This is a genomic window from Ktedonosporobacter rubrisoli (assembly GCF_004208415.1).
Taxonomy (GTDB): Bacteria; Chloroflexota; Ktedonobacteria; order Ktedonobacterales; family Ktedonobacteraceae; genus Ktedonosporobacter; species Ktedonosporobacter rubrisoli.
Map to the genome: position 1 here is coordinate 7,181,437 of NZ_CP035758.1, position 23,679 is coordinate 7,205,115.

The window sequence follows — 23,679 nt, forward strand, 5'->3', positions numbered from 1 at the left end:
CTTTCGTCTCGAATCTAATAAGCAACGCTGATCATAATGACTAACCAGGTAGAAAATTATACAGCTTCTTTCTCTGCCTCAACTCTTGATTTTGAGAAGCATACAGCTACATCGCCTGTTCTTTCCAGCCGAGAGGCCGGCTGGAAAGATATTCTAGTAAGAACCTTTCATGAACCGGCACAGGTCGAGGATATCACCTTGCCCTCGGTACCTGATATTCACCTGGTATTGGTCAAGCAGGGAGCAATGCATTTCGAGAGTAGAGATGTGAATGGCCCCTGGGAGGGATATCGGGTCCATGAAAATGAATTGTTTCTAACGCCTGCTGCCAGTAGCCCTTACGAATTGCGCTGGCATAGTCTTTCCGCCACGCCCATCTGCCTGGTCCATATCCATCTGAAAAAAGCCCTGCTTGAGCGTAGCGCTGAACAGATTGCAGGCTATGACCGAGCAAACCAGCATTTAAAAGAACTTTCGGCTTTTCATGATCCTCTTCTGGCCCAGATAGCCTTGGCGCTGCAGCAAGAGCTAGAGCTGCCGACCCCTGCCGGCCAGCTCTATGCCGAAACAGCAGCTCAAATGCTAGCCGTTCATCTACTGAAACATTATCAAACTAAGGACATCCATGTCGAGCTTCCCAACCAGAAGCTATCTCGGCGCCAGATGGGACAATTAACTGATTATATTCTGACCCATCTCGCTGATAAGCTCTCGCTTGAAGTGCTTGCCGAGCAAGTTGGCTTCAGTGCTTACCATTTCGGGTACCTCTTTCGGCAAAGTACTGGCCAGACTCCACATCAGTTTGTGATCAATACGCGTCTTGAGCACTCTCAACATCTGCTAAGAGAGACAGATCAGCCACTAAGCCAGGTGGCGCTAGCCGTGGGTTTTCAGACCCAGAGCCACTTTACACAGGCATTTAAGCATCGGTTTGGTGTTACTCCTCGCCAGTATCGACAACAATCCTGATTGCCCACCTTTTCGACAAATTTCGCGAAAATTCGACAGAAAGCCGCCCCCAATTGCTCTATCATAACGATGGAATATGGGAGAAATACACCGATTATAAGCGGTCACAATGCGAAGGGATACAAGGCTATCTTTCCTTTGCTCACTTTCCCATAAAGGTGTATATAATGAAAGGATAGAGCTATACATGCGTTACAAGCTACTTGGTACGAGCGGATTGCGCGTCTCTGAACTATGCCTGGGTACAATGACTTTTGGCGAAAACTGGGGTTGGGGCGCCACACGTGCAGAAAGTCGAAAAATCTACGAGGCGTTTGTTGAGGCTGGAGGAAATTTCCTCGACACGGCAAATATCTACACCGAAGGAGAGAGCGAGAAACTGCTTGGAGAGTTCATAGCTACCGATCGCGAACGTATTGTGCTGGCGACAAAATATGCGTGCTATACTGGCCAGGATAACCCCAATGGAGCAGGCAATCACCGCAAGAGTATGGTCCAGGCCCTTGAAGCTAGCCTCAAGCGCTTGAAGACCGACTATATAGATCTCTACTATGTGCATGCCTGGGATTTTCTCTCGCCAGTTGAAGAGGTAATGCGCGCACTCGATGACCTGGTGCGAGCGGGCAAAGTGCTCTATCTAGGCATTTCTAGCGTTCCTGCCTGGGTAGTAGCGCAGGCTAATACGCTGGTTGAGCGCTATGGCTGGAGCCCTTTTGTAGCCCTCTCGATCCAGTATAATCTAGTTGAGCGCACTCCCGAACGAGAGCTCTTACCGATGGCTCAGAGCTTTGGCGTCAGCGTTACAGCCTGGTCTCCTCTGGCGTATGGCTTGCTAAGTGGCAAATACACACGAGAGGAGTCAAAACAGGCTGCGGGCAAAGTGGGCCGCCTTGCTAGTAACCAGTTTCGTTTCAACGGCCGTGCGGAGCGCGATCTTACTATCGCCCATACTGTACAGCAGGTCGCCGATGAGATTAGCTGTACTCCTCCACAGGTCGCGCTGGCCTGGCTACGAGCGCAATCTCAAGGGATTATCCCCATTATCTCTGGGACAAATGCCTCCCAACTTCGCGATAATCTGGGTTGCCTGGATGTAAGACTCTCACCTGAGCACCTGCAGCGGCTCGATACGGTGAGTCGCATCCCACAAGATCATCCAGTCGACTTTCTAGCCGATGAGGGCACTCGTCAGTTAGTATATGGCGGTATATTCAATTCCATTGATACTAATCGACACGCTCAATTGCTCAATGCCATACAGAAGGCAGAGGCTAAGTGAGCCCTTTGCTTTACAGCTTGTAGAGTACGCGAGCGTACTAATACAGAAGGAAGGGACGCTATGGCAAAAAGAAAATTGGACCAGGTGCTGATCGTTGATATCGAGGCCACCTGTTGGCAAACCAGCATACCACCGGGACAGGAGAGCGAGATCATCGAGATTGGTCTCTGTCTACTCGATGTAGCTTCCTGGAAGCCACAGGACAAAACCAGCATTCTTGTGCGTCCTGAACGTTCTACTGTCAGTCCTTTCTGCACGCAATTGACAGGCTTAACGCAAGAGCAGGTCGAACAGGGTGTTTCCTTCGCCGAAGCATGTAAGCTCCTGCAAACTGCGTATGCTTCCCATGAACGAATCTGGGCAAGTTATGGAGAAGCTGATCGTCTGCGTTTTGAAAGGCAGTGCCACTCTCGTCAGGTTGCCTATCCCTTCGCTCCCAGGCATATCAATATCAAGGCCCTTTTTGCGCTCTGGTATGGTTTGCCTCACGAGGTGGGGATGTCTACAGCCTTAGAGATTGCAGGCCTGCCCCTTGAGGGAACCCATCACCGCGGAGATGATGATGCCTGGAATATCGCAGCGCTCTTTGCCGGAATGATGAAACACGGAAGAAGCTCAAACTGAGCCGGGCGCTCCGGCTTCGGCGATTACTTCTCCAATCCATCTGCTCCTAATCAGTTTAGCAACTCACGCAGAGACCAGTATGTACGGACCGCCTCGAATTTTTGCTACCGTCTGCTCCCCTGGTAGGGAGTAGACGGCTTCTGTAGCGCAGGCGCTCCTTACTCAACAAGAGGCTCTTCAGCTTCTTCTGCAAGGCGCTTCAGTAGATCGCAGAGGGTCGCAAGCTCAGCAGGCGAAAACACCTTGTTGAGCACAATAAGCCCCCTGTTAAGCAGCTCCTCATCAAGCTCGCTTGCCCGTTTACGCTAACTATCCCAGCAAGGGCAACACTTCCTGGGTTATGCGCTCAAACTGGCGATGTTGATCAAAGCCGGTGATACGCAAAATCGGATGGGTCACGCCAGCAGTGATCAACTGGCGCAAGCGTTCGGCACACTGCTCGGGAGAGCCAGAGGCCAGCCAATAGGTTTCGAGGAAGTCGCGCTCATACGCCTCTCCGTAATAGCGTTTCAGGAATTCCCTGCTCTCCTCAAAGGCCGCGTCTTTGTCCTCATTGACATGTATATTGTAGGTAAGGCCGACATCAAAGCCTGGCGGCAGCGTGCGCCCCTCTTCCTGGGCCAGCTGGTGCAGCTTCTCAAGTCCTGCCGTGATCATCTCTGGCGTGGCGACTGCCGTCATCCAGCCGTCAGCATATTTTGCCACTCGGCGCAGAGCGCGCTCCATCAGCTTGGGCTTAATCGGATTATAGTCAGCCACAAGCCAGATCGGAATTGGCTGCTGTATGGGGCGCGGCAGCACAGTCACATCAGTGAACTGATTATAGACCCCCTGGTAGCTTACATGCTCTTCGCTGGAGAGCCGCCTGAGAATCTCTACAGCCTCTTCCAGGCGCTGACTGCGTGTTGCCGGATCAATATGGAAGGCCTCGTACTCATCAGTAAACTTGCCTCCGCCATGGAAGTTACGCCCCTGGCAAGCAATAAAGATTGTACGCCCACCCGAGAGCAAATCAAGACTACACCACTGGTAGGCCAGAAGCAGAGCCGGGCGCAGGGGAGTACTGGCAAAGCAGGCGGGACCAAGCCTGACGCGTTTGGTTAGTGTAGCCAGGCCACCTAGCATAACGAGTGAATCCAGGCGCGGCTTGGCAAAAATCGAATCGCCCACCCAGACCGAATCCCAGGCAGGCGCCTCATCAGCTAGCTTTGCCATTTTCAGCATCTCATCAGTCGTCGTCGCGCCGATCATCACGCCGCGATTCGTCAATAACAGACCAAATTTCGTCTTGCTTTGCAACATCATTTTCTCCTTTTTAATTTGCACAAATTAGTTTGCACAAACTACGTAGTCAAAAAAACAGTTAGCTTTCTCTCCATATATCCTGGCAACAGCGAGCTAGAAACCGGCATAACCTTTAGTACCGCGTTCTTCGGACTATAGTCACGCAACCGGCTAAATATATAAGCCAGCCCAAATATTAACCTACAACCGATATACCTATAAGTGACTTCCCAGGCCACTTTTTATTACTTTTCACTCTCCCCCCTCACTCCGTAGAGTTCTGCTTTTAACCGAGTTAAGCACAAGTTGGGAACGACACAAGCCACTACTTATAGTTTATATAAATTAGTTTGCACAAACTAGCGAGATAAAAAAATACTTTCAAGAATCCTCCTCAGAGAGCTCTAGCTGGCGCGTTTTCGCCTCATAAGCCTGGCGAGCCTCCGCAATACGACGCTGATAGCTGGCAAAGGCCCGGGCCGCCTCGCCTCCCCCGTTCGCCTTCAGACTCTCCTCATATTCATTCCAGGCCTGTTGTAGTTGTCGTGAATATGATGTGGTAACCTCAGCCGCCTTGCCGAGCTTTTGCTCAAATGGCGAATATTCGTCTTTGAAAGCTGGATCATGAGATGCGATCTCACCCACAGCAAAGTCGGAATTTGCCGCGATGCGCTCTCGGGCCTCCTGCAGCCAGCGCACCTCTTGTTCCAATAAAGCCACATTGCGATCAAGCATCAACTGAGCATAGAGGCTCTCGCTTTTCTCAAAGCTAGCAGGGCGCGACGCCGTATGCTCTATGAGACGTTGATGGACTCTTTGTGTGACGTAAGCTACCGCCAGCAAGGAATGCATAGCGTCAAGCTGATGTTGCAGGCGTGCCAGCACCTCTTCGCGGGGAAGGAGAAAGGCAAAGGCCAGAGCTGCATCTATGGGATCATACGATCGCCGTCCAGCCGCATCGCTTAGCGTTGTACGCAAAAGATCCAGCAGATAAGCGCGCCCGGGCTTCGTAATCCGATAAATGTGGCGGTCGGGATAATTTCCCTCGCGCTCTACCATCTGCTCTTCGATATATCCCTCATCGCGCAGCTTGCGCAAATGATAATAGAGGCCACCGCCGCTCAGCCTGATATAATCAGCAAAGTGTTGTCGCTCAATTGTTTGCTTCAGCTCATAGCCATAGTACGGCTGTTCGGCCAGGATACCAAGAATGACCAGACGATAACTCATCGAACTCCGCTTGTTTCCTCTCATCAGAGTTATTTTACTCAACTAGTTTGTCCAAACTAGTTTGCATGGATATAATACAGCATGATCGGGCTATCTGTCAAGGCAGCGCTGTAAACCAATCCATCGGGAGAGACGAGGCATAATGATAAAGGGGCGGAGATGCATCCTCTGTAGTGGGCAAGAGTACGTTTCCTAAACAAGGTAGCCTTATTCTCAGACGATTAAGTAAAACAAACACCTCTCCTCAGCATATCCACAATCCCCTACATCTAGCACTGTCATCTCACAGAAAACGTCTCAAATCAGGCAGCAGGCTTCAACTCCCAAAAACATACAAAAAGCCCTCCTACAGCATACTGCCTGCTTGCTATAGAAGGGCTTGTGGAGTCGTGATGAGTGGGCGACAAGGGATTCGAACCCCTGACCTACTGCGTGTAAAGCAGCCGCTCTAACCAGCTGAGCTAGTCGCCCATAGTGAGGAATTTACAAAAATGAGCATCAGACAAGTGATCGTCGCCGGATGCCCACCAAAAGGTGCCCTCGAGTGGACTCGAACCACCACGCCTCTCGGCACAGGCCCTCAACCTGCTGCGTATACCATTCCGCCACGAGGGCAAATCACCATATGGATTACGGAAAACATAATACACCTAACATAGCGATTTGTCAACAGTTTACAGGCACTTCTAGCGGATTTTAGCCGACGATCTCCCAGATGAGTAAAACCAGTTGCGCCGCTAGTTGCCGCGGGTCCCGGGCAAAAGCATAATGCTATCTATCCCTAGCCAGCCACACTTCAAGCCACAGCTTCATCGGCCTCTCTAGCTAAAATAAAATGCTCGCAGGGAACCAGCCAATGCCAGATTTTTCCCTGCGAGCATCCTATGCTCTAACAGCTGCAATGCTTCTATGAGCCATCAGCCGCGTTACCATTGTCCCTCACGATAGCGTTGCAATAAACCACCGGAGCGCTGCGTACCTGATGATGAAGGCGACAGACCCGAGAGCGATAACGAGCGCTGATGATGCTCAAAATTCTCAACTCTCGCGCCGACCAGGACTTCAGCGCCCTCTACTTGCTCTTCCACAACATAGGTCTCGTATTCGCCAGTATCGGAGCGTACCAGGACCACGCGCCGCAAGGACGGATCGGTTGTGCGCGTACTGCCAGACTCCTCCTCAGCTGGTGCAAAGACTGCTGCAGGTAAGGGCTGTGAGATTGGGCCCTCTTCCCATTCCAGCAATTGCGCTGTATCGCTTTCCAGGACTGGCGAGAATTCGTTAGCAAAGAGCGGCGGCAAAGGCGTCGCCAGTTCGCTAAGCGCCTCAGTTGTAGGCGTGTGCTCGACAAACGCAGGCAGAGCCGACTTACGTCTAAGCATGATCGTCCAGCCAGCAAGCAGCAGAGCGGCAAGAATAGCCAGGCCCACAACGAGGTTGCGTTCCTCATTAATGCTAGCCAACAAAGCTGTGGTTCCTGCCACGACGGGCGAGGCTTGAGCCTGCTGATCTTGCTGCCGAATGCGCTGCAGCACAGTTGCAGGTCGCGTTTCCTGCTGTTGATCGCGTACCCGATGCTCATATACGGGCACTGAATCCACTTTGGCCGGCTGCGTGGGAGTAGCTATTGCGGTCGGAGGAGGCGCCTCGCTATGATAGCGCGCCATGAAATTCACAACCTTATTGGCCCACGAAAGAGCACTAGCAGTTCCCACATAAGGATAGCAAATCGTATAGACCGAGGTCATGCCACGATTCACATAGCGATTCCTCAGAAGATTAAACCAATCAAGGACCGCAGTAGCATAGGAAGGATAAATAGTATAGCCATCATAGGCCACCGGATAGCCAAGGCCACCCCGCACACTTCCTGGATTGCGGTCTGCCCGTCCTACCCCGGCTGCCCCATCATTGGTTTCTACCCACCACACCGCCAGAGCAAAGGCATCGTCAATATTCGCCTGACGCGCCGCCTGCTCCACCACCTTACCGGTTCCAACCATTGGACTACCTACACGCGCAAAGATCTTATCTACAGTCTCAGCTGGTAGCGTAGGAGGTCCAACAATGCCGCCAGCCGCGTTACTGCTCTGGCTATCATGCACCTGCCAGAGCAGCGTTATGCTGCCCCCAATCAGAACAGCTAGCGTGCTGAAGACTAAAAAAACATACGGCCGTAGCCGCCGGTGTCTTATCCATTTTTCCGTCATGTAAACAACCTACAGTACCTCTACTACGCTGTCGTTATAAGCTATCCCCAGCAGTCTCTCCTTGAAACTTAAGCTCATACAACAAACTTATCCATATACAAGTAATTTGCCTCTTTGCTCTCCGAGAAAGGCCACCAGTGCTTTGTCAAGCAGTGATTGACGAGTACGCCGCCTGCGGCGCCGAAGCGCGCTCTATCTTCCCTCCTCGGCTCAGGAAAACTTACCCATTGCATAGAGCAAATACACTAGTATGTAGCAATACTTACAACATTTTTCAACGCATAGGCGTTTTAACTATTGAACGGTGTATGGCGTCAAAATAGGTGTGCAGTTCAATATCAACAAAGTAGTCGTTTACTTAAATTGTACCACGGCATGTGATCTTTGTGCGTAACCCTCGTTTTTAATAGGTAGTATGTCCCACGGGGTTATGTTATACTGAGGTTCACATCAGCGATCTTAAGGATAGTGTAGAGCAACGATGGGGGGTTCGCCATTAGCCAGCGATACGGCCAGGGGTATACACAAACAGGGCATTTAACCCGTCTTACCTTGCTACATAATCGTTACCAGATCCTTCGCACTATCGGGCAAGGAGGCATGGGAGCTGTCTACCAGGCCAAGGATCTCAAACGACAGACAACTTGCGCCATTAAGGAGATGAGCCTCTCCATGGTACCGCCGGAGGAGCGTTCTCAGGCCATCCAGAACTTTAAAATTGAAGCCGATATCTTGCGTAAGCTCAATCATCCCTATCTACCATCGTTTCATGGTTTTTTTGCCGAGCGGCAGCGCTACTTTCTAGTCATGGAATTTATCGACGGCCTGACGCTCGAAGAGATGCTTGAGCGCGAGGGCCGACCCTTCCCCGAGCGTCGAGTGCTCGGATGGGCTCGCCAGCTCTGCGATGTGCTGCAATATCTCCATGATCAGCAACCACCGATCATCTTCAGAGATATGAAGCCGGGCAATGTTATGCGTACGCGCGATGGGCGCATCAAGCTTATTGATTTTGGTATCGCACGCATCTTTCGCCCTATGATTTCCCAGGATACACAGATTCTCGGTACACCTGGCTTTGCGCCACCGGAGCAGTACGGCAAGGCCCAGACCGATGAGCGCTCGGATATCTATTCGCTGGCGATGACGCTCTTTCAATTACTCACCAATACGCTCTCAGAGACAGGCTTTGGCCTTGAAGATGTGCGCGCAATCAATCCTCACATCTCCCCAATGGTTGCTCGCGCTCTAGAAAAAGCTACGGCTATGCGCCCCGAGGACCGCTACGATAGTGTGGTAGCTTTCCGACGCGCGCTGTTGGGAGAAGGTACGTTTGTCTTTGAGAACGGCGATCAGGCCACCACGCCGGATGAGCTTGCCGATTTGTGCGCCCGCTATCCTGAGGAAGCTTCGGATTATCTCTTCGATGGCGAAATTGAATTATGGCTACATGAAATCGGCGAGGTCGAACTTGAGCGTGTCGCCCGCCAGATTCGTATGATGATAAACGATCCCGCAGAAGCTCTTGAGCAATTCTTACTTATCATGGACGAGCTTGTAGAAGCTCATCAGCATGGGTACTCGGCTACACATACCTCCCATGGTCAGGCTGGCACGGCTACTCCCGCACGTCCAGTCACCACACCTCACTGGCAGCCTCCTCGCAAACCCACATCCCCTGTCCAGGTCAGCCCACGCACACTCGATTTTGGTCAGGTCTATCCCGGTATCTCAGCTCCGATGGCGATTACCATCCGGGTTGCCCCAGGTTTAGCGTGCAGCGGCGATATCTATGCCAATGAATCCTGGATTCTTCTTGACGAGACGCGCTTTGATGGCGAGGAAACCTATGTCAATGTGCGCATCAACAGCACAAAGCTGCAGGGTTCAGCACACTATACCGGTACTGTCGTGATCTCGCCGGATGAGGGCAATACGCGCAAAGATATCATCGTAACAGTCGAGGCCGATATCATCGTCTTTTCTGATTCCAGCAATCCTCAGGTCCATAGCAAATTGCCTGCCGTCGCAGACGATTTCGATGAAGAAGAAGACGAGGATGCACTTACCGAAGGAGCCTTGCTTGCTGTTCCTCCACTCAGCCAGGCACAGGTTATGGTCGAGCCAGTTCCAGAGCCTCCTCAGAGCGTGGAACCTGCTAAGAAAACTACAGGCAAGCCCGCCGCTGCGCCACCTGCCGATCAGGCTCAGAGCAGCAAATATGCTAAAGGTAGCGGCGGCTGGGACCCTTTACCACCTGCCGTACGGCAAAAACGCTGGTTTCAATATGGCCGCACGTTTATTGCTGCACTCATGACGGCAAGCCTTGTCTATACCCTGCTCGCTCCGCTCTCACCTTCACATACAGCTCCATTACCACCTGATCCCTGGTTTGTGCTTGTTCTGGCAGGCATGGTGCCAGTGGCAACGCTGGGAACTTTAATTGCTAAATGGCCGGGTAAGAGCGAGGCCATTAATCGAGCCTGCACCGGTATGGGCGGCACATTATTTACCCTGGCCATCGCACGCTTCGCCTGGCAACTTCTCATTCATGAGAGCCTGGCCCCCTTGCAGTTCTTCTTGCTCTTGTTGATCGCGGCCAGCAGCGCCACGGCTGGCACAGCTCCGGCCATTAGCGACCAGATCATTTATGGCGTAAGCTGGGTACTGGCCCGCACGCGCCGCAGGCTCGGCTTGACCCTGGCGGTAATTGTTGGGGCCAGCCTGGGCTATCTGCTCACCGTTGGCTTTGCTATTAGCTGGCTTACGCTGTGTAGCCTTGTGATTGGGATAGCTACGACTGCCGGTCTGGTCTGGCGCATAGATCAATTGATGAAGCAGATGTACCCCTGAGAAGCATACCTGTATGCTTGACCCGCCAGGATTTGCGGGCTATACTCTTTCTGCCAGAAGATGGTAAAAGCTCTTGCTGCATAGAGTAGAGGGCCGATCAAGAGAGGTTGACATAAGAGTATAATTTTTCAGGGAGGCAGCGCTTGCCACAGCCGGATTTAATCGTTATTCTTGGCCCCACGGCATCGGGGAAAAGCTCGCTTGGGATTACCCTGGCTCAGCGGTTGAACGGAGAAATTATCTCCGCAGATTCGCGCCAGGTCTATCGAGGCCTGGATATCGGAACAGCCAAAGTAAGCCCTCAGGAGAGAGAAGCAGCGCCTCACCATTTGCTCGATGTTGCCGATCCGCGCGATGTCTATACGGTAGCACAATTTCAGCAAGCGGCGATTACTATAATTAACGATATACTGGCCCGTGGACGGCAACCCTTGCTGGTCGGTGGCTCTCCACATTACATTCAGGCCATCGTCGATAATCTTGATATCCCCCAGGTCCCTCCACAGCCAGAACTGCGGGCCCGACTTGAGGCTCGACCACTGCCCGAACTGTTAGCCCAACTTGAGGAGCTCGATCCACAGAGCGCTGCGAGCATTGATCGCCAGAATCCCCGGCGCGTTATTCGCGCACTTGAGGTTTGCCTCATTACAGGTAAGCCTTTCTCGCAGCAACGCAGCATGGCCGAGCCGCTCTATCGCAGCCTGCTTCTGGGCATACGCTGGCCCCGGGAAGTCCTGTATTGGCGCATTGATGAGCGCGTTGATGAGCGTATGGAACAGGGGATGGTGCAAGAGGTGCGCACGCTACTGGAGCAGGGAGTGAACCATGAGCGCATGGAGGCCCTGGGATTAGAATACCGCTTTATAGATCGCTGGCTGCGTGGCGAATTTAGCAGCGAGGCCGAGATGGTACAACGTCTGAAATATGCTATTCATGATTTCACGCGCCGCCAGTTGACCTGGTTTCGCCGCGAACAAAGAATCCTCTGGCTGGATGGCGGTCCCGAGATGGTCCCGGAGGCCGAGCGCATCGCCAGGGCTTTTCTTGCCCAGCAAACGCTCCCAGACATTGCTACCCTTCAAGCCAAACAGATATAATATTCAACAAGCTTTACCACATCTCAGGTTGGTAGCATACAATAACGTTCCGCACAATAACATGGAGGCCTCTCTTTGACAGCACCAGATACCCATCGAACCTATTGGGATACAAAAGGCGTAAGCAAGACGTTCACACATCCTGTCAATTTTGCCTGGCTGGCCAAGGCGATCAAGCCACAGGCACGGATTCTCGACTATGGCTGCGGCTATGGGCGCGTTACAAGTCTGCTCTATGAGCATGGCTACCAGGATGTTGAGGGTGTGGATTTCTCGGCGCCGATGATCGAGCGCGCCCGCCTCACTCATCCAGAACTAAACTTTCGGCTGATCGAGCCCTCAGCTTTGCCTTATGCCGATGCTTCGTTCGATGCCATTCTCCTCTTTGCGCTACTCACTTGTGTGCCAGAGAATGAGGCCCAGCGCGCCTTAGTTGGAGAGCTAGGGCGTATTTTGCGTCCCGGCGGCGTGCTCTATATCAGCGATATGCTGCTTCAAACCGATGAGCGCAATCTTGCGCGCTACCAGGCCCATCAAGCCAAATACGGCGTTTATGGCATTTTCGAGACTGACGATGGCGCAATTTGCCGTCACCATGACCAGGAATGGCTAACTACGCTGCTCTCCAACTTTAGTCGTCAGGAATTCGCTGAGATCAGCGTGACAACGATGAATGGTCATGCCACCCGCGCCTTTCAATGGCTGGCCCGCAAAGAGTAATGGAGAGATCATGGCTCTCTGTGAGCAGGTAAAGCATACATCTAGCAGGCGAGCCAGGCTATAATCCTCCTTGCTCGCTTGCATTTATGGCTCAATCTGGCTCAGTTTTTCGCAGAGCTTCCCGCAGTTCTTCAGGGTGCAATAAAATTCTTCTCAGCATCCCGGCAACTGCCTTAAGCGGTTCTGGGTCAACAGAGGTCATCCAGCATTCATCACTTTCCGCATCGAAATTCAATACGGCTGCCAGTTTGGGAAAGTGCATGCTCACTAATGTCTCGATCACGGCTTGCCAGGAAGCTCCATTTGGTTCATATCCCCATTCTTCTTGAAAAAGGAAGGAAACCTTATCTATTTCTTCATAAGGGCGAAGAATGAACATCCACTTGTCATCATAGTGCAACACATGACCTGGTTTGTATTCGTCGTCATCTGATCGTGGCTCTCTCATACCTCTTTACCCCAGATATCTTAGCAGATGGCTCTGCGCAAATTAAGTGTTTCCTAGCTTGCGGCAAGTAAAGCATGCTTTTTCGTCCCAGTCAATCCCCCTACGCTTCTTAGGGTTGTCTTAGTGGATAGCAATTTATAACCAATTTTTATTCATAACCAAAATTTATGGTAAATATAACTTGAAAGAATGAATAATCTATGGTATGGTTATAAGTGTTGAGACATACATCGACCGGAGCCAACAGGGCAAGTTCAGTGGCCGTGCTGAGAGCGAAGGCATCCTCTGGCCGGCACTTGCTTTCAGGCGGTGGGCACCACCCTTGCCCTGGGCAGCTCTTTTAGCAGCATGAGGAGGTGACGTCAGTACGACAAGATGTCAGAATCCTAACAGGTTTGCTTGAGAAGGAAGCAGATACAAGCAAGATTACCTCTGCTTAAATAACCCGAACCCTTGTTATCCGCAGCGAACAGCGAAAGGATAGCAGACACCTTTTCTCAAATTAGCAGTTCGTGTAGTCTTTCGCCCATAATTGCCAGTTATGTGCGGCGCTTGTTCAGCAGTCAATCTCTGCGAAAACCAAACGCAGACTGACAGGAAAGCTAGCTTTCCACATGAGTATTGACGAATTGCTACCGATATCTCAAGCCAGCCTGCCAGCAGTCAGCCGCTATTCTTGGGAAAGGAACACCATGGCGCAATCGATCTCAACGACCAGCACGCAAACACGTATCTCGCGCTTGAGCCTGGGCATGCTTGCCTTTTTATTTACTCTGGGAGCCATCAACTTTGCCGATAAAATGGTTGCGGCCCTTTTAGCAGTGCCGATTATCAAGGAATTCCACCTTACGCCCACGCAATGGGGTATCCTCAGTGGCAGTTTTTTCTGGCTATTTTCGCTCTCATCTATTCTCATTGGCACCTGGTCCGACACCCTGGGCACAAAGCGCACATTATCCTTGCTAGCAACTGTCTGGACCTTCACGCAGTTAGCCACGGCAATCGTGACAAGCTTTCCGCTCTTGCTCCTTACGCGCGTCGGGCTAGGAGCCGGCGAAGGGCCTTATACGGGAGTCGCGCTGGCGGCTGCCTCACGCTGGTTACCAGAAGCACGCCGGGGGCTGGGCGTTGCGATTGTGACCTGTGGGAATCTGGTCGGGCCGGCCTTATTGACGCCGGTGCTGGTCTATGCTTCAGTTTACCTTGGCTGGCGTTCGGCCTTTATCTTACTGGGCGCCTGCAGCCTGCTCTGGCTCATTCTCTGGCACTTTTTGGGCAAGGAAAGACCTGAGGAGGACAGTTCGTCGGAGACAAAGCAGCTCGCCAGCGGCGAAGAGCCACGGATCAAGAAAATTAGCTGGTCTGAATTGCGTCAGCTCCTGTTCTCACGCAATGTGATCTTTATTACCCTGGCGGCCTTCGGAGCTTACTGGTTTCAGGCCATTTTTCTGGGTTGGCTAACTATTTATTTCACCGAAGTTCGCCATCTCACCTTGCAGAACTTCGCTATCTTCAGTCCGATCATGACCCTTACGGCCTGCACTATGCAAATCCTCTTTAGCGGCCTGGGCGATAGATTATATCGCCAGACTGGCAAGAGCAGATCCTATGTCTATGTCTTAAGTTTTGTGCTTATAGCTACTGCCATCATGCTGTACGGTAGTTCTATCGTGCATTCGACTATTCTCTCTCTTCTGCTGATAAGTTGCATTCCAAATGGGGCAGCCTTTGCCCTTACTGGAACCTTGATTTTAAATGTGACTCCTGTGGAAAGGCACGGGACTATGCAGGGTATCACCATTGCCCTGGCTATGCTGGCTGGCGTTATCGGGCCGACGCTTGCGGGTCCGCTTATCCAGGCTGCCGGCCACAACTTAGCCGCAGGCTTTAACTCCGTCTACCTCCTCACCTGTTCTCTTCTTTTGGCGTGTGCACTTGCTGGCTTTATCTTTATTCGACCTGACGAGCAGAAACGGATCGCCAACCGTGAAGCCGTCCAGCTCGAAGAAGCCAGGGCCAGCTAATTGGCCACAAGGAAGTGGCCGATAATGGGCATTGGTCCCGGGTAGAAGGGTAGCCAGGGCGGGGTGCCGAGGCGCAAAGGGGCGCTTTACCCACTCCGCTTACCCTCCACCTGAGCATCATAAGCATGAATAACTTCCAGGAGGATTTTCCAATGACTGATCCACAACACAACGGCACTTTTCGAGGCCATACAGGTCGCACCTGGCAGGATTCGGAGCCCTGGTGGCCTGAGCCAGTTCGGCCACCCACTGGCTCACCAAATGTTCTTTTTATCGTGCTTGACGATACGGGCTTCGCGCATCTGGGATGTTACGGTTCAGATATTTCGACACCCAATATTGATAGTCTGGCTGCCGAAGGCTTGCGCTACAATAATTTTCACACAACTGCCATCTGCTCTCCTACCCGCGCCTGCCTGCTGAGCGGGCGCAATCATCATGCCACGGGGGTCTCATTCGTTACCGAGGTTCCTAACGGCTTTCCCAACAGCCGGGGCAAGGTTAGCAAGCAGACCGGCTTGCTGAGCGAGATTCTCAAAGAAAACGGCTATAATACTATCGCGGTTGGCAAGTGGCACCTGGTGCCTTCGGATGAGCAGAGCAGCAGCGGCCCATTCGATAACTGGCCGCTGGGGCGTGGCTTTGAGCACTACTATGGCTTTCTCGGCGGCGAAACCAATCAGTGGAATCCTGACCTGGTAGCTTACAATCAGCGTATCGAGCAGCCCAGGCGCGCCGAAGAGGGCTACCACCTCACCGAGGATCTCACCGATAAGGCTATCGATTTTGTGCGCAATCAGCAAGCCACGGCTCAGGGCAAGCCCTTCTTTCTCTACCTGGCTTACGGCGCCACTCACGCTCCACACCAGGCACCACGTGAGTTCATCGACAAATACAAGGGCAAGTACGATAAGGGCTGGGATCAAGTGCGCGAGGAATGGTTTGCGCGCCAAAAGGAACAGGGCATCATTCCACCTGAGACGCAATTACCGCCGCACAATCCTGGCGTGAAGGCCTGGCAGGAGCTCAGTCCTGATGAGCAGCGCCTGTTTGCGCGTATGCAGGAGGTCTTTGCCGGTTATCTTGAACACACTGATTATCATATCGGTCGCCTGCTCGACTTTCTCAAGGAGATTGGCCAGTTCGAGAATACGCTCATTGTGTTCCTCTCAGACAACGGCGCCAGCCCGGAAGGCGGACCCGATGGAACCGATAACGAGTGGAAGTTTTTCAACGGCGTCGAGGTTAAGGCCCGGGATATTCAGCATCGCATTGATGATCTGGGCACGCCAAGAGCTTATAACCACTATCCACAGGGCTGGGCCCAGGCCGGTAACACGCCGCTCAAATGGTACAAACGTTGGGTACATGCCGGTGGGGTCAAAGATCCTTTGATCATTCACTATCCTGCACACATCAAGGATAAGGGCAGCATTCGCCAGCAATATCATCATGTGACCGATATTACGCCAACAGTCTTAGAGTTGATCGGCCTTCAGCCTCCTGCTAGCCTTAATGGCGTAACCCAGGAACCACTGCATGGTACCAGCCTTGCCTACACCTTCGATCAGCCAGCAGCACCAACTCGTAAGCAGGTGCAATACTACGAGATGCTGGGCAACCGGGGCATCTGGCAGGCTGGCTGGAAGGCTGTGTGCTATCATCAGCCCGATACGCCATATGAGGAGGATGAGTGGGAGCTCTATCATGTGGAGGAAGATTTCTCCGAGAGTCGCGATCTCGCGACAGTTCATCCGGAGAAGCTGCGCCAGCTCATCGAGCTGTGGTGGGTTGAAGCCGGCCGCTATAATGTTCTTCCCCTGGATGATCGCTTACTAACGCGGGGGAGAGCACATTTAGCCCGCCGGAAGTTCCCCACAACCTACGTTTTCCCGCCTTATATCGCGCGCCTTACCGCGACTGCCGGACCAATTCTAGGAAACCGCTCCTATACTATCACAGCGGAGATTGAGCGAGCCGACAGCAGGACAGAAGGAGTTCTGGTCGCCCAGGGCGGGCGTTTTGGTGGGCTGGCACTTTTTATCCAAAACAACCAGTTAGTTTTCGATTATAATTATCTTGGAGACAAACATTATATAATTACATCAGTAGCCGAAGTGCCCGGCGGTGCCTCAACCCTGCGCTTTGAGTTCATCCGTACGGGCGAGCTCCAGGGACAAGGTAGGCTGGTAATCAATGGACAAGTGGTTGGTGAAGGCCTTATTGAACGCACAACGCTGCTCGCGGGAGGCCCTGGTGCATTCGATGTTGGGCAGAACACGCTTACCCCGGTGAGCGAGACGTATGAGACACCGTTCCGCTTCAGCGGTAAGCTCAAGTATGTCACGATAACTCTTGAGAATGCCGAGCCCGACCTTGCCGCTATTCTGGCTACTGAACTGGCAACTGAGTAACAACCCTTAAGGCTTCTAGCTGGCCGACCGCTTTATGGATCTATCGGTCAGCCAGCAACGATCCGTGGCAGCAGGCCACGGCAGGAAAGATCTAGCAGCTATGACAATACCTATCCAAATTCACGCACATAGGAACCATGAAGATGAGCATCCAGGTCCCGCACCTTATCCAGATATGGCATGGATTCCTGGAGGAACATTTCTCATGGGCTCAAACTCGCATTATCCCGAAGAGGCTCCGGTCCATCGCGTAACCGTCGATGGCTTCTGGATGGATCGCTATACGGTGACCAATGAACAATTCGCCAGCTTTGTCAGGGAGACTGGCTATATCACGCTGGCCGAGTATCCGCCCAATCCTACCGATTATCCTGGCGTAGACCCCACGCAGTTGGTAGCCGGTTCGCTTGTCTTCCAACAACCGGATCATCAAGTTGATCTTAACGATTTTAGTGCCTGGTGGGCCTTTATCCCTGGCGCCAACTGGCGGCATCCCGAGGGCCCAGGTAGCTCTATTAAAGGACGCGAAAAGCACCCCGTCGTCCACGTGGCTTACCAGGATGTAGAAGCGTATGCCCACTGGGCGCATAAGGTCTTGCCTACGGAGGCAGAATGGGAGCGCGCGGCCCGCGGTGGGTTACGGGGCGCACCCTATACATGGGGCAACGAGCTTGCTCCTGGCGGAAAGCTGATGGCCAATACCTGGCAAGGAGAATTTCCCTGGCAAAACCTGTGCCTTGATGGCTACGAGGGCACCGCTCCTGTGGGCTCTTTCCCGCCCAATAACTATGGGCTCTATGATATGGCCGGCAATGTGTGGGAGTGGACAAGCGATTGGTATGCGCCACGCCACCAGGCCGATGCGGCCAAGCAGTGCTGCACTCCCCATAATCCCCATGGCGCGAGCGAAACGCAAAGTCTCGATCCCGATCAGGCTGTACGTATTCCGCGCAAAGTACTTAAAGGAGGGTCTTACCTCTGCGCTCCAAACTATTGTCAGCGCTACCGCCCGGCGGCGCGCACCCCACAAACCATCGACACGTCTACCTGCCACACAGGATTTCGCTGCATTGTGCGCCCCAACGCCTGATGTCCACTCCTGAGGCAGAGGATTGTATATAGCCGGCCACAGGTATTGCAGCGCAGATGTGCTCATCCTGTGGTCGGCTATATAGCAAGTCTCGAAACCGTCACGCCTCAGTTACTGCGCTCGTCCCTCGCAAGCGTGTAATCAAGCCAACGATATCGCGGGCAAATGCAGTATCTAGAGGAGCTGGATACAGCAGGAAGCGATACCATTTAGCGCCATAAATGAAGTCAGCCAGCACGTTCAGATTGGTATCGGCAGCCAGCTCGCCACGCTCTAAGCCCCGCTGCAAAAGCGCCACCAGGCCTGCTTTCATCGGCACAATAAACGTTTGTTGAAACTCGTGCGCAAAGGCAGGATCTAGCTGCGCCTCCGCAGCCAGACCACTTAGCACAGTCCCGGTCTTGCCTCGCAAACCCGCAAATGCTTGCTCAAAATAGGTAAGCAAATCTCTTTCGAGCGAGCCGGTATCGGGAAATGGCGCACGCAACTCGTCAGCAGTGATCAATGCTTCAAGGGCCACAGCGGCCTTCGAGGGCCACCATCGATAAATGGTCTTTTTTCCCACGCCAGCGCGCGCAGCAATGCCTTCAATGGTCATATCGCGATAGCCCACCTCAGCCAGCTCCTCGCGCGTCGCTTGCAAAATCGCCTGGTGGGACTGACTACTTCTCCGGCGCCCCTGAGCTGTGGTCTCCTGCTCAGCCATCTTCTCCGCTCCTCTTAAGCATTTAAAATGTATATAGCAGACTCAAGTATTCTCTATCTTAATATTTTACAACAGCACGATCCGTATCGTGCATTGTAGCAGATGGACTATGGCTGAACAAGCTATCCTCTTATTGAGGCTAGCTGATTGCCCACTTGCGCTCATTAGTTTTGCTTCTCTGCTCTAGCATCTTCCCTGGGTTTCCTGTGGGGCTTAATGATGCGGGAAGTCTGTGGAATGCGATAAGGACTCCCAACGGTCTAGCTCGTTAAGCTGCTGCTGAAGATGCTGGCGAATGACGGAGGCCGAATCTGTCCCCAGGGGAAGCCGCATAGGAGGCTGCTCGGCCTCGACAACAGCAATGATAGCCTGGGCCGCGCGGGCGGGATCTCCCGGCTGCTTTCCATTCACCTTTTCCGTGTTTGCCCTTCGTTCAGACATCACCTCATCATATATTGCCAGAGGAGTAGCCTTAACCATTGAACGGCCGGCCCACTCTGTGCGAAAGCCTCCTGGCTCAATAATGGTCACTTTGATGCCAAATGGTGCGAGTTCCTTGGAAAGGGCTTCCGACCATCCTTCCAGGGCGAACTTGCTGGCGGCATAGGCAGTGTTTCCAGGGAAGCCGGCCTGTCCTCCTAACGAGCTCATCTGCAGCAGGTGGCCTGATCTTTGGGCGCGCATAGCCGGCAGAACTGCTCGTGTTATGTTCATAACCCCAAACAGATTCACCTCTATTTGCCGGCGAATCTGTTCATCCGAAAGTTCCTCAAAGGCTCCAAAGAGCCCATAACCAGCATTGTTGACGAGAACATCAATATGCCCAAAGGCATTCAGCGCGCTCTCCACGGTTGCTTGCGCCTGCTGTGGGTTCGTAACATCGAGGGCCAGCGCCAGAACTTGATCTGGATGAGCACTTGCCAACTGAGCAATCTGCTCGACATTGCGGGCTGTGGCTACCAGCTGATCTCCATGCACAATTACTGCCTGGGCGAAGGCCCGTCCAAATCCGCTGGAACAACCGGTAATCAGCCAGACGCGATTCGGTGTTGAGGAAGCCATTGATCTATCTCCTTGTCTCTATCTAACTTTGCCTCTCTATTTTCCCCACCGGCCAGCTTGCCAGCGTCCAGCAGGCCGAACTAAAACCTCTCAAGGTTTTTAGAGGCCTACGCTAGCGTGGGACGAAAAGAGGCGAATATATTGCACGAGAAGGCCACGTGCTCGGCCAGGGAACAGAAAATTTCTGTCGCCAGTGGCAAACAGCGCCTTGCGGCGGTGACAAGGGAAAGTATACCGCCGGGTCCTCAAGAAGTCTTGATCATTTGGGGTCATTTTCTCTAGGGAGGGATCAATGATTATTTAGGACTATACGCCCTCAGATACGCTGATCTTTCATGGCTTTCGGTCAGCGTTGGCGCTAAGGAGACGAAGCTTTTGAGCCCGAGCAACGGCCTGAGTGCGATTTCGTACTCCCAATTTTGTCAAGATCGCTTGCACATGCCGTTTGACGGTGTTTGGAGCGATAACCAGGGCCCGCGCGATCTCCTGATTAGAGGCTCCTTGCGCCAGCAGTTCCAAAACCTCTTGCTCACGCGTACTGAGCGGATCGATAAAGGCCTGATCTGGCGCAGATAATGCAGGATGGCTATGCTTTGGTGCTCTCTTCTCTACCTGCCCAAAGGCTGCGAGCAAGCGCTCCACATAGGGTCCTGGCTGATGCTCCCGGCTCCGTCGCAAGAGGGGCATAAGCTCAGAACCTTCATCCAGAAAGTGGCGCACATAGCCTTCAGGCTCCCCTATGGCCAGGGCTTCGGCAAGCGCCAACAAGGCCTCCTGCGTCTGCTGGATTTGCTGGCAGGCCAGGGCTTCCAGCAAGCACATTTCCAATACATGTTCCTGGCGTTCGGCCGCCCGCGCCCGAGGTAACCAGAGCGCGAGTAGACGGCGTGCCTCTTCGCTTTTCCTTTCGGCCAGCAGGACACGAACCCAGGCTACTGCCTCTCGCTCCTGAGAAAAAGCTGCAGGAAAGCTCGCTTGTGGCTGGCGACTTTTTCGCCATTGCACGGCAAGCTCCTGCTCTCCCTTCAAGAGCCAGAGCCTGACCTGCAAGCCCGAGATCAGCCAGGCCTGGGCATACTCGTTGTCTCTATAGGCGGGAAGCGCTAGCAAGCGTTGTAAAGTCTCTTCTGCCGCGTCGAGCTGCTGACGCGCAAGGTAGATCTGCAGCAGAACCACATAGGCTTGATCAACAAAAAGCATAGCTCCCACCTGCCCAATCAGCTGCAGAGACTGTTGGGCAAGATCAAAAGCGCCCTCAAGCTGATTCTGTTCATACAGGATTGCCGCCTGATAAGCATACAAAACTCCCCGCAAGAGAGAGGGCTGGTTTCGCTTCTCCAGCGGTTCCAACTGGATTAGCTCAAGCGCCTGCTCGGCCTGCCTCAAGAGTCCTTGCATAAGCTGATAGGACGAAGCTATACAGGACAAACAGCTTGCCGCAGCTATGATACCGGCCTGCTCATAGGCAGCAATCGATTCCTTGAGTGCATATAAAGCAGCCCTCGCATCACCACGGGCCAGAGCCGCAAACGCCAGTGCGTTTTGGAGAAGAGCACGCACATAGTTATTGTCAGCGTCAAGCAGCGCTGCGGCCTGCTCGCATAAGGTAAGGACTTCCTGCTCATGCCCATAGAAACCCTTGCTCATCGCTCTGCGCGCAAGCATTTCCGCTGTGAGCTGCCGGTGTCTGCCTTCCTCAGCCGGTTGCCCGCATGGGATCTCAACTTTGTCCAGCCAGCCCTCAGATGCGCGAAAATCGCCCATAGCGTACCATAACCAGGCAGCAAACAGCCCAAGGCGTGGATGCTGGCCAAATAGTTCGGCGGGTAACTGCTCAATCCACCGCTGCATCATCGGCACCTCGCCGGGCTGCCAGCGCAGATGGCGAAGAAAATGTTCAAGCAAAGAGATGACGCGCAGCCAATCGCGGCTCTGTACAGCATACTGAACAGCCTCGTGCATCTGGCCTTGCTCGGCGTACCAGAGGCTTGCCTTCGCATACATGGCCTGAATATCTTCCTGAGACATGGCCTGACGGAGACGATGCTGTAAGGCCTCGGCAAATAAGTGGTGATATCTATACCAGATTCCCTCTATATCCAGGGCTACGACAAAAAGGTGCATGCGTTCCAGCCTCTCTAGCATCTGCTGGCTCTGGCCCTCTTCCCATAGAGCATCACAGAGGGAGGCACAGAACTGGTCAAGCAGGCTGGTAACCTGTAAAAACGTCTGAAGCCGTTCAGGCTGTTGCCTGAGCACCTCTTCAGTGAAATATTCCAGGATGTAGCGCTGATTGCCCGAGACATGGGTCAAGACTTCGGCGAGGGATGCCTGGCTCTGCAACGACAGGGCAACCAGTTGCAATCCCACTAACCAGCCCTCCGTACGCTCAGTGATCTCTTCAACCTCTTCACGGCTCAGGGAAAGTCCCATGCTCTCGTTGAGAAAGGCGCCAGCCTCAGAAGCAGTACACTGAAAGTGCCTGGCACGCACTTCTATAAGCTGCCCACGCGAACGCAGGCGGTGCAGGGGCAGAGGAGGATCAACCCGCGTTGATAGAAAAAGGCGCAACTGTGGAGGCAGCCGCTCGATGAGATAGGTAAGTCCTTGATGGATTGCTGGCTCGGTAATCAGATGATAGTCATCAATGATCAGAATATAGTGCGCATCAGGTTCTTCGAGCAAGCGATTAATGAGCAAGGAGAGAATATGCTGGATATCCAGAGCTCGCTGATCCTGCCATTGCAAGAGGAGAGGAGTTATCAGGTCGGGGGCACAGCGCTGTAACGCGAGAAATATGCATAGCCAGAATTTGCGCACATCGTCATCAGAGGAATCCAGCGAAACCCAGGCATAGGATAAGTGATTTTGGGAGGTCAGCAGCCACTCAGACAATAAGCTTGTCTTTCCATAGCCAGCAGGCGCCGAGAGCAAGGTTAAAGGGTATTGGAGGCCAGTATTGAGCAAATCCTGTAACCTCTGTCGAGGAATCAAGGCGTGCAAAGAAGTCGGAGCAGAAAATTTTGTCCCTGCAACGGCAATACCACTAGCCATAGATATACCGAGATTTCCCTTTCACGCGACAGTTTTATATCAGGATACTACAAGGATTTTGTAGCGCGCTTTAAGTGCGGCTCTCAATTGGGATGAGTTCCAGGCCGACGTTCTGCCCCTGCGCGATCATGCGCTTATAGTGCGCAATCTTCGTCTCGATGACAGTCATATGGTCTTCAAGCTCACGCATATGCGCGCGCACAAGCCGCTGGTGCTCCTCTAAAAAGGCCAGGCGCTCCTCCTCCGTTGCGCCCCGCCGACGCATATTGGCAAAATCCTGCATCTGGCGAATCGACATACCCGTTGCGCGCAGGCGCGTGAGAAACAAGATCCAGGTGACATCGACAGCTTTGTAGCGCCGGTGACCACTGGAAGCTCGCTCTATCGCGTCAAGCAAACCAACGCGTTCGTAATAGCGCAACGTATGCACGCTCAAGCCCGTCTGTTCGGCAACCTCCTGGATAGTAAGTTCATCTTTCATAAATTTCAGCGCCACCTGATCGCTTGAAAAGAGAGCATGAATTTTAAGCGCTCTCCCTCGGGGAGTAGCTTTCCGCAGCTCCAACTAGTTTTCATAATTCGTGACAAACGCAGCCTTTGCGGTGGACTGCACGC

Annotated in this window: 17 protein-coding genes and 2 tRNA genes; 9 read left to right on the forward strand and 10 right to left on the reverse strand. The window is 53.0% G+C overall.

The features are described from left to right. The first annotated feature begins 36 nt into the window (after positions 1–36). From EPA93_RS31210 to EPA93_RS31220, 3 genes are all read left to right on the forward strand, one after another. Positions 37–969 (forward strand): helix-turn-helix domain-containing protein, encoded by a 933-nt coding sequence (locus EPA93_RS31210; RefSeq protein ID WP_129891275.1) that lies wholly within the window; start codon positions 37–39, stop codon positions 967–969. 187 nt (positions 970–1,156) lie between these two features. Further along, positions 1,157–2,248, forward strand: a complete 1,092-nt coding sequence (locus EPA93_RS31215) for an aldo/keto reductase (protein ID WP_129891276.1) — start codon at positions 1,157–1,159, stop codon at positions 2,246–2,248. Positions 2,249–2,308: 60 nt separating this feature from the next. Then, positions 2,309–2,872 carry a 3'-5' exonuclease gene (locus tag EPA93_RS31220; protein ID WP_129891277.1) on the forward strand — a complete coding sequence of 188 codons (564 nt, stop codon included), beginning with the start codon at positions 2,309–2,311 and terminating at the stop codon, positions 2,870–2,872. Positions 2,873–3,181: 309 nt separating this feature from the next. On the opposite strand, the gene EPA93_RS31225 is transcribed toward EPA93_RS31220, so the two are convergent. The 5 genes from EPA93_RS31225 to EPA93_RS31245 form a co-directional block, all read right to left on the reverse strand. Further along, positions 3,182–4,177 carry an LLM class flavin-dependent oxidoreductase gene (locus tag EPA93_RS31225; protein ID WP_129891278.1) on the reverse strand — a complete coding sequence of 332 codons (996 nt, stop codon included), beginning with the start codon at positions 4,175–4,177 and terminating at the stop codon, positions 3,182–3,184. 360 nt (positions 4,178–4,537) lie between these two features. Beyond that, positions 4,538–5,386: a PadR family transcriptional regulator gene (locus EPA93_RS31230; protein ID WP_165423507.1), complete on the reverse strand. Its 849-nt coding sequence runs from the start codon at positions 5,384–5,386 to the stop codon at positions 4,538–4,540. Between the two features lie 397 nt (positions 5,387–5,783). Beyond that, a tRNA-Val gene (locus EPA93_RS31235) sits at positions 5,784–5,857 on the reverse strand. Positions 5,858–5,921: 64 nt separating this feature from the next. Beyond that, a tRNA-Leu gene (locus EPA93_RS31240) sits at positions 5,922–6,001 on the reverse strand. 311 nt (positions 6,002–6,312) lie between these two features. Then, the gene (locus tag EPA93_RS31245) at positions 6,313–7,596 is read right to left on the reverse strand and encodes a glucosaminidase domain-containing protein (protein WP_129891280.1); all 1,284 of its coding nucleotides are present in this window, start codon (positions 7,594–7,596) and stop codon (positions 6,313–6,315) included. 552 nt (positions 7,597–8,148) lie between these two features. Here EPA93_RS31245 and EPA93_RS31250 point away from each other — a divergent pair. The 3 genes from EPA93_RS31250 to EPA93_RS31260 all read left to right on the forward strand — a co-directional run bounded on the left by EPA93_RS31250 (position 8,149) and on the right by EPA93_RS31260 (position 12,266). Beyond that, positions 8,149–10,449 carry a serine/threonine protein kinase gene (locus EPA93_RS31250; RefSeq protein ID WP_277988679.1) on the forward strand — a complete coding sequence of 767 codons (2,301 nt, stop codon included), beginning with the start codon at positions 8,149–8,151 and terminating at the stop codon, positions 10,447–10,449. 143 nt (positions 10,450–10,592) lie between these two features. Then, complete coding sequence (gene miaA / locus EPA93_RS31255; protein ID WP_129891282.1) at positions 10,593–11,546, forward strand: tRNA (adenosine(37)-N6)-dimethylallyltransferase MiaA; 954 nt, start codon at positions 10,593–10,595, stop codon at positions 11,544–11,546. A gap of 75 nt (positions 11,547–11,621) precedes the next feature. Next, the gene (locus EPA93_RS31260) at positions 11,622–12,266 is read left to right on the forward strand and encodes a class I SAM-dependent methyltransferase (RefSeq protein WP_129891283.1); all 645 of its coding nucleotides are present in this window, start codon (positions 11,622–11,624) and stop codon (positions 12,264–12,266) included. 91 nt (positions 12,267–12,357) lie between these two features. On the opposite strand, the gene EPA93_RS31265 is transcribed toward EPA93_RS31260, so the two are convergent. Next, a complete protein-coding gene (locus EPA93_RS31265) occupies positions 12,358–12,714 on the reverse strand; it encodes an Imm51 family immunity protein (protein ID WP_129891284.1) in 357 nt (118 codons plus the stop codon). 614 nt (positions 12,715–13,328) lie between these two features. Between EPA93_RS31265 and EPA93_RS31270 the strand changes: the two genes are divergently transcribed. From EPA93_RS31270 to EPA93_RS31280, 3 genes are all read left to right on the forward strand, one after another. After that, entirely contained in the window at positions 13,329–14,738 is a 1,410-nt protein-coding gene (locus tag EPA93_RS31270) for an MFS transporter (protein WP_129891285.1), read from the forward strand. A 152-nt stretch (positions 14,739–14,890) separates the two neighbouring features. Then, positions 14,891–17,152, forward strand: a complete 2,262-nt coding sequence (locus tag EPA93_RS31275; protein WP_165423508.1) for an arylsulfatase — start codon at positions 14,891–14,893, stop codon at positions 17,150–17,152. Between the two features lie 100 nt (positions 17,153–17,252). After that, positions 17,253–18,242, forward strand: a complete 990-nt coding sequence (locus tag EPA93_RS31280) for a formylglycine-generating enzyme family protein (protein WP_207229249.1) — start codon at positions 17,253–17,255, stop codon at positions 18,240–18,242. Between the two features lie 100 nt (positions 18,243–18,342). Here the strand turns inward: EPA93_RS31280 and EPA93_RS31285 are convergent, their stop codons facing one another. The 4 genes from EPA93_RS31285 to EPA93_RS31300 form a co-directional block, all read right to left on the reverse strand. Next, positions 18,343–18,948 (reverse strand): TetR/AcrR family transcriptional regulator, encoded by a 606-nt coding sequence (locus EPA93_RS31285; RefSeq protein ID WP_129891287.1) that lies wholly within the window; start codon positions 18,946–18,948, stop codon positions 18,343–18,345. A 213-nt stretch (positions 18,949–19,161) separates the two neighbouring features. Then, positions 19,162–20,010: an oxidoreductase gene (locus tag EPA93_RS31290; protein WP_129891288.1), complete on the reverse strand. Its 849-nt coding sequence runs from the start codon at positions 20,008–20,010 to the stop codon at positions 19,162–19,164. Between the two features lie 333 nt (positions 20,011–20,343). Continuing rightward, positions 20,344–23,064, reverse strand: a complete 2,721-nt coding sequence (locus EPA93_RS48635; protein WP_165423509.1) for a winged helix-turn-helix domain-containing protein — start codon at positions 23,062–23,064, stop codon at positions 20,344–20,346. A gap of 70 nt (positions 23,065–23,134) precedes the next feature. Beyond that, a complete protein-coding gene (locus tag EPA93_RS31300; protein WP_129891289.1) occupies positions 23,135–23,545 on the reverse strand; it encodes a MerR family transcriptional regulator in 411 nt (136 codons plus the stop codon). Between the last annotated feature and the right edge of the window lie 134 nt (positions 23,546–23,679).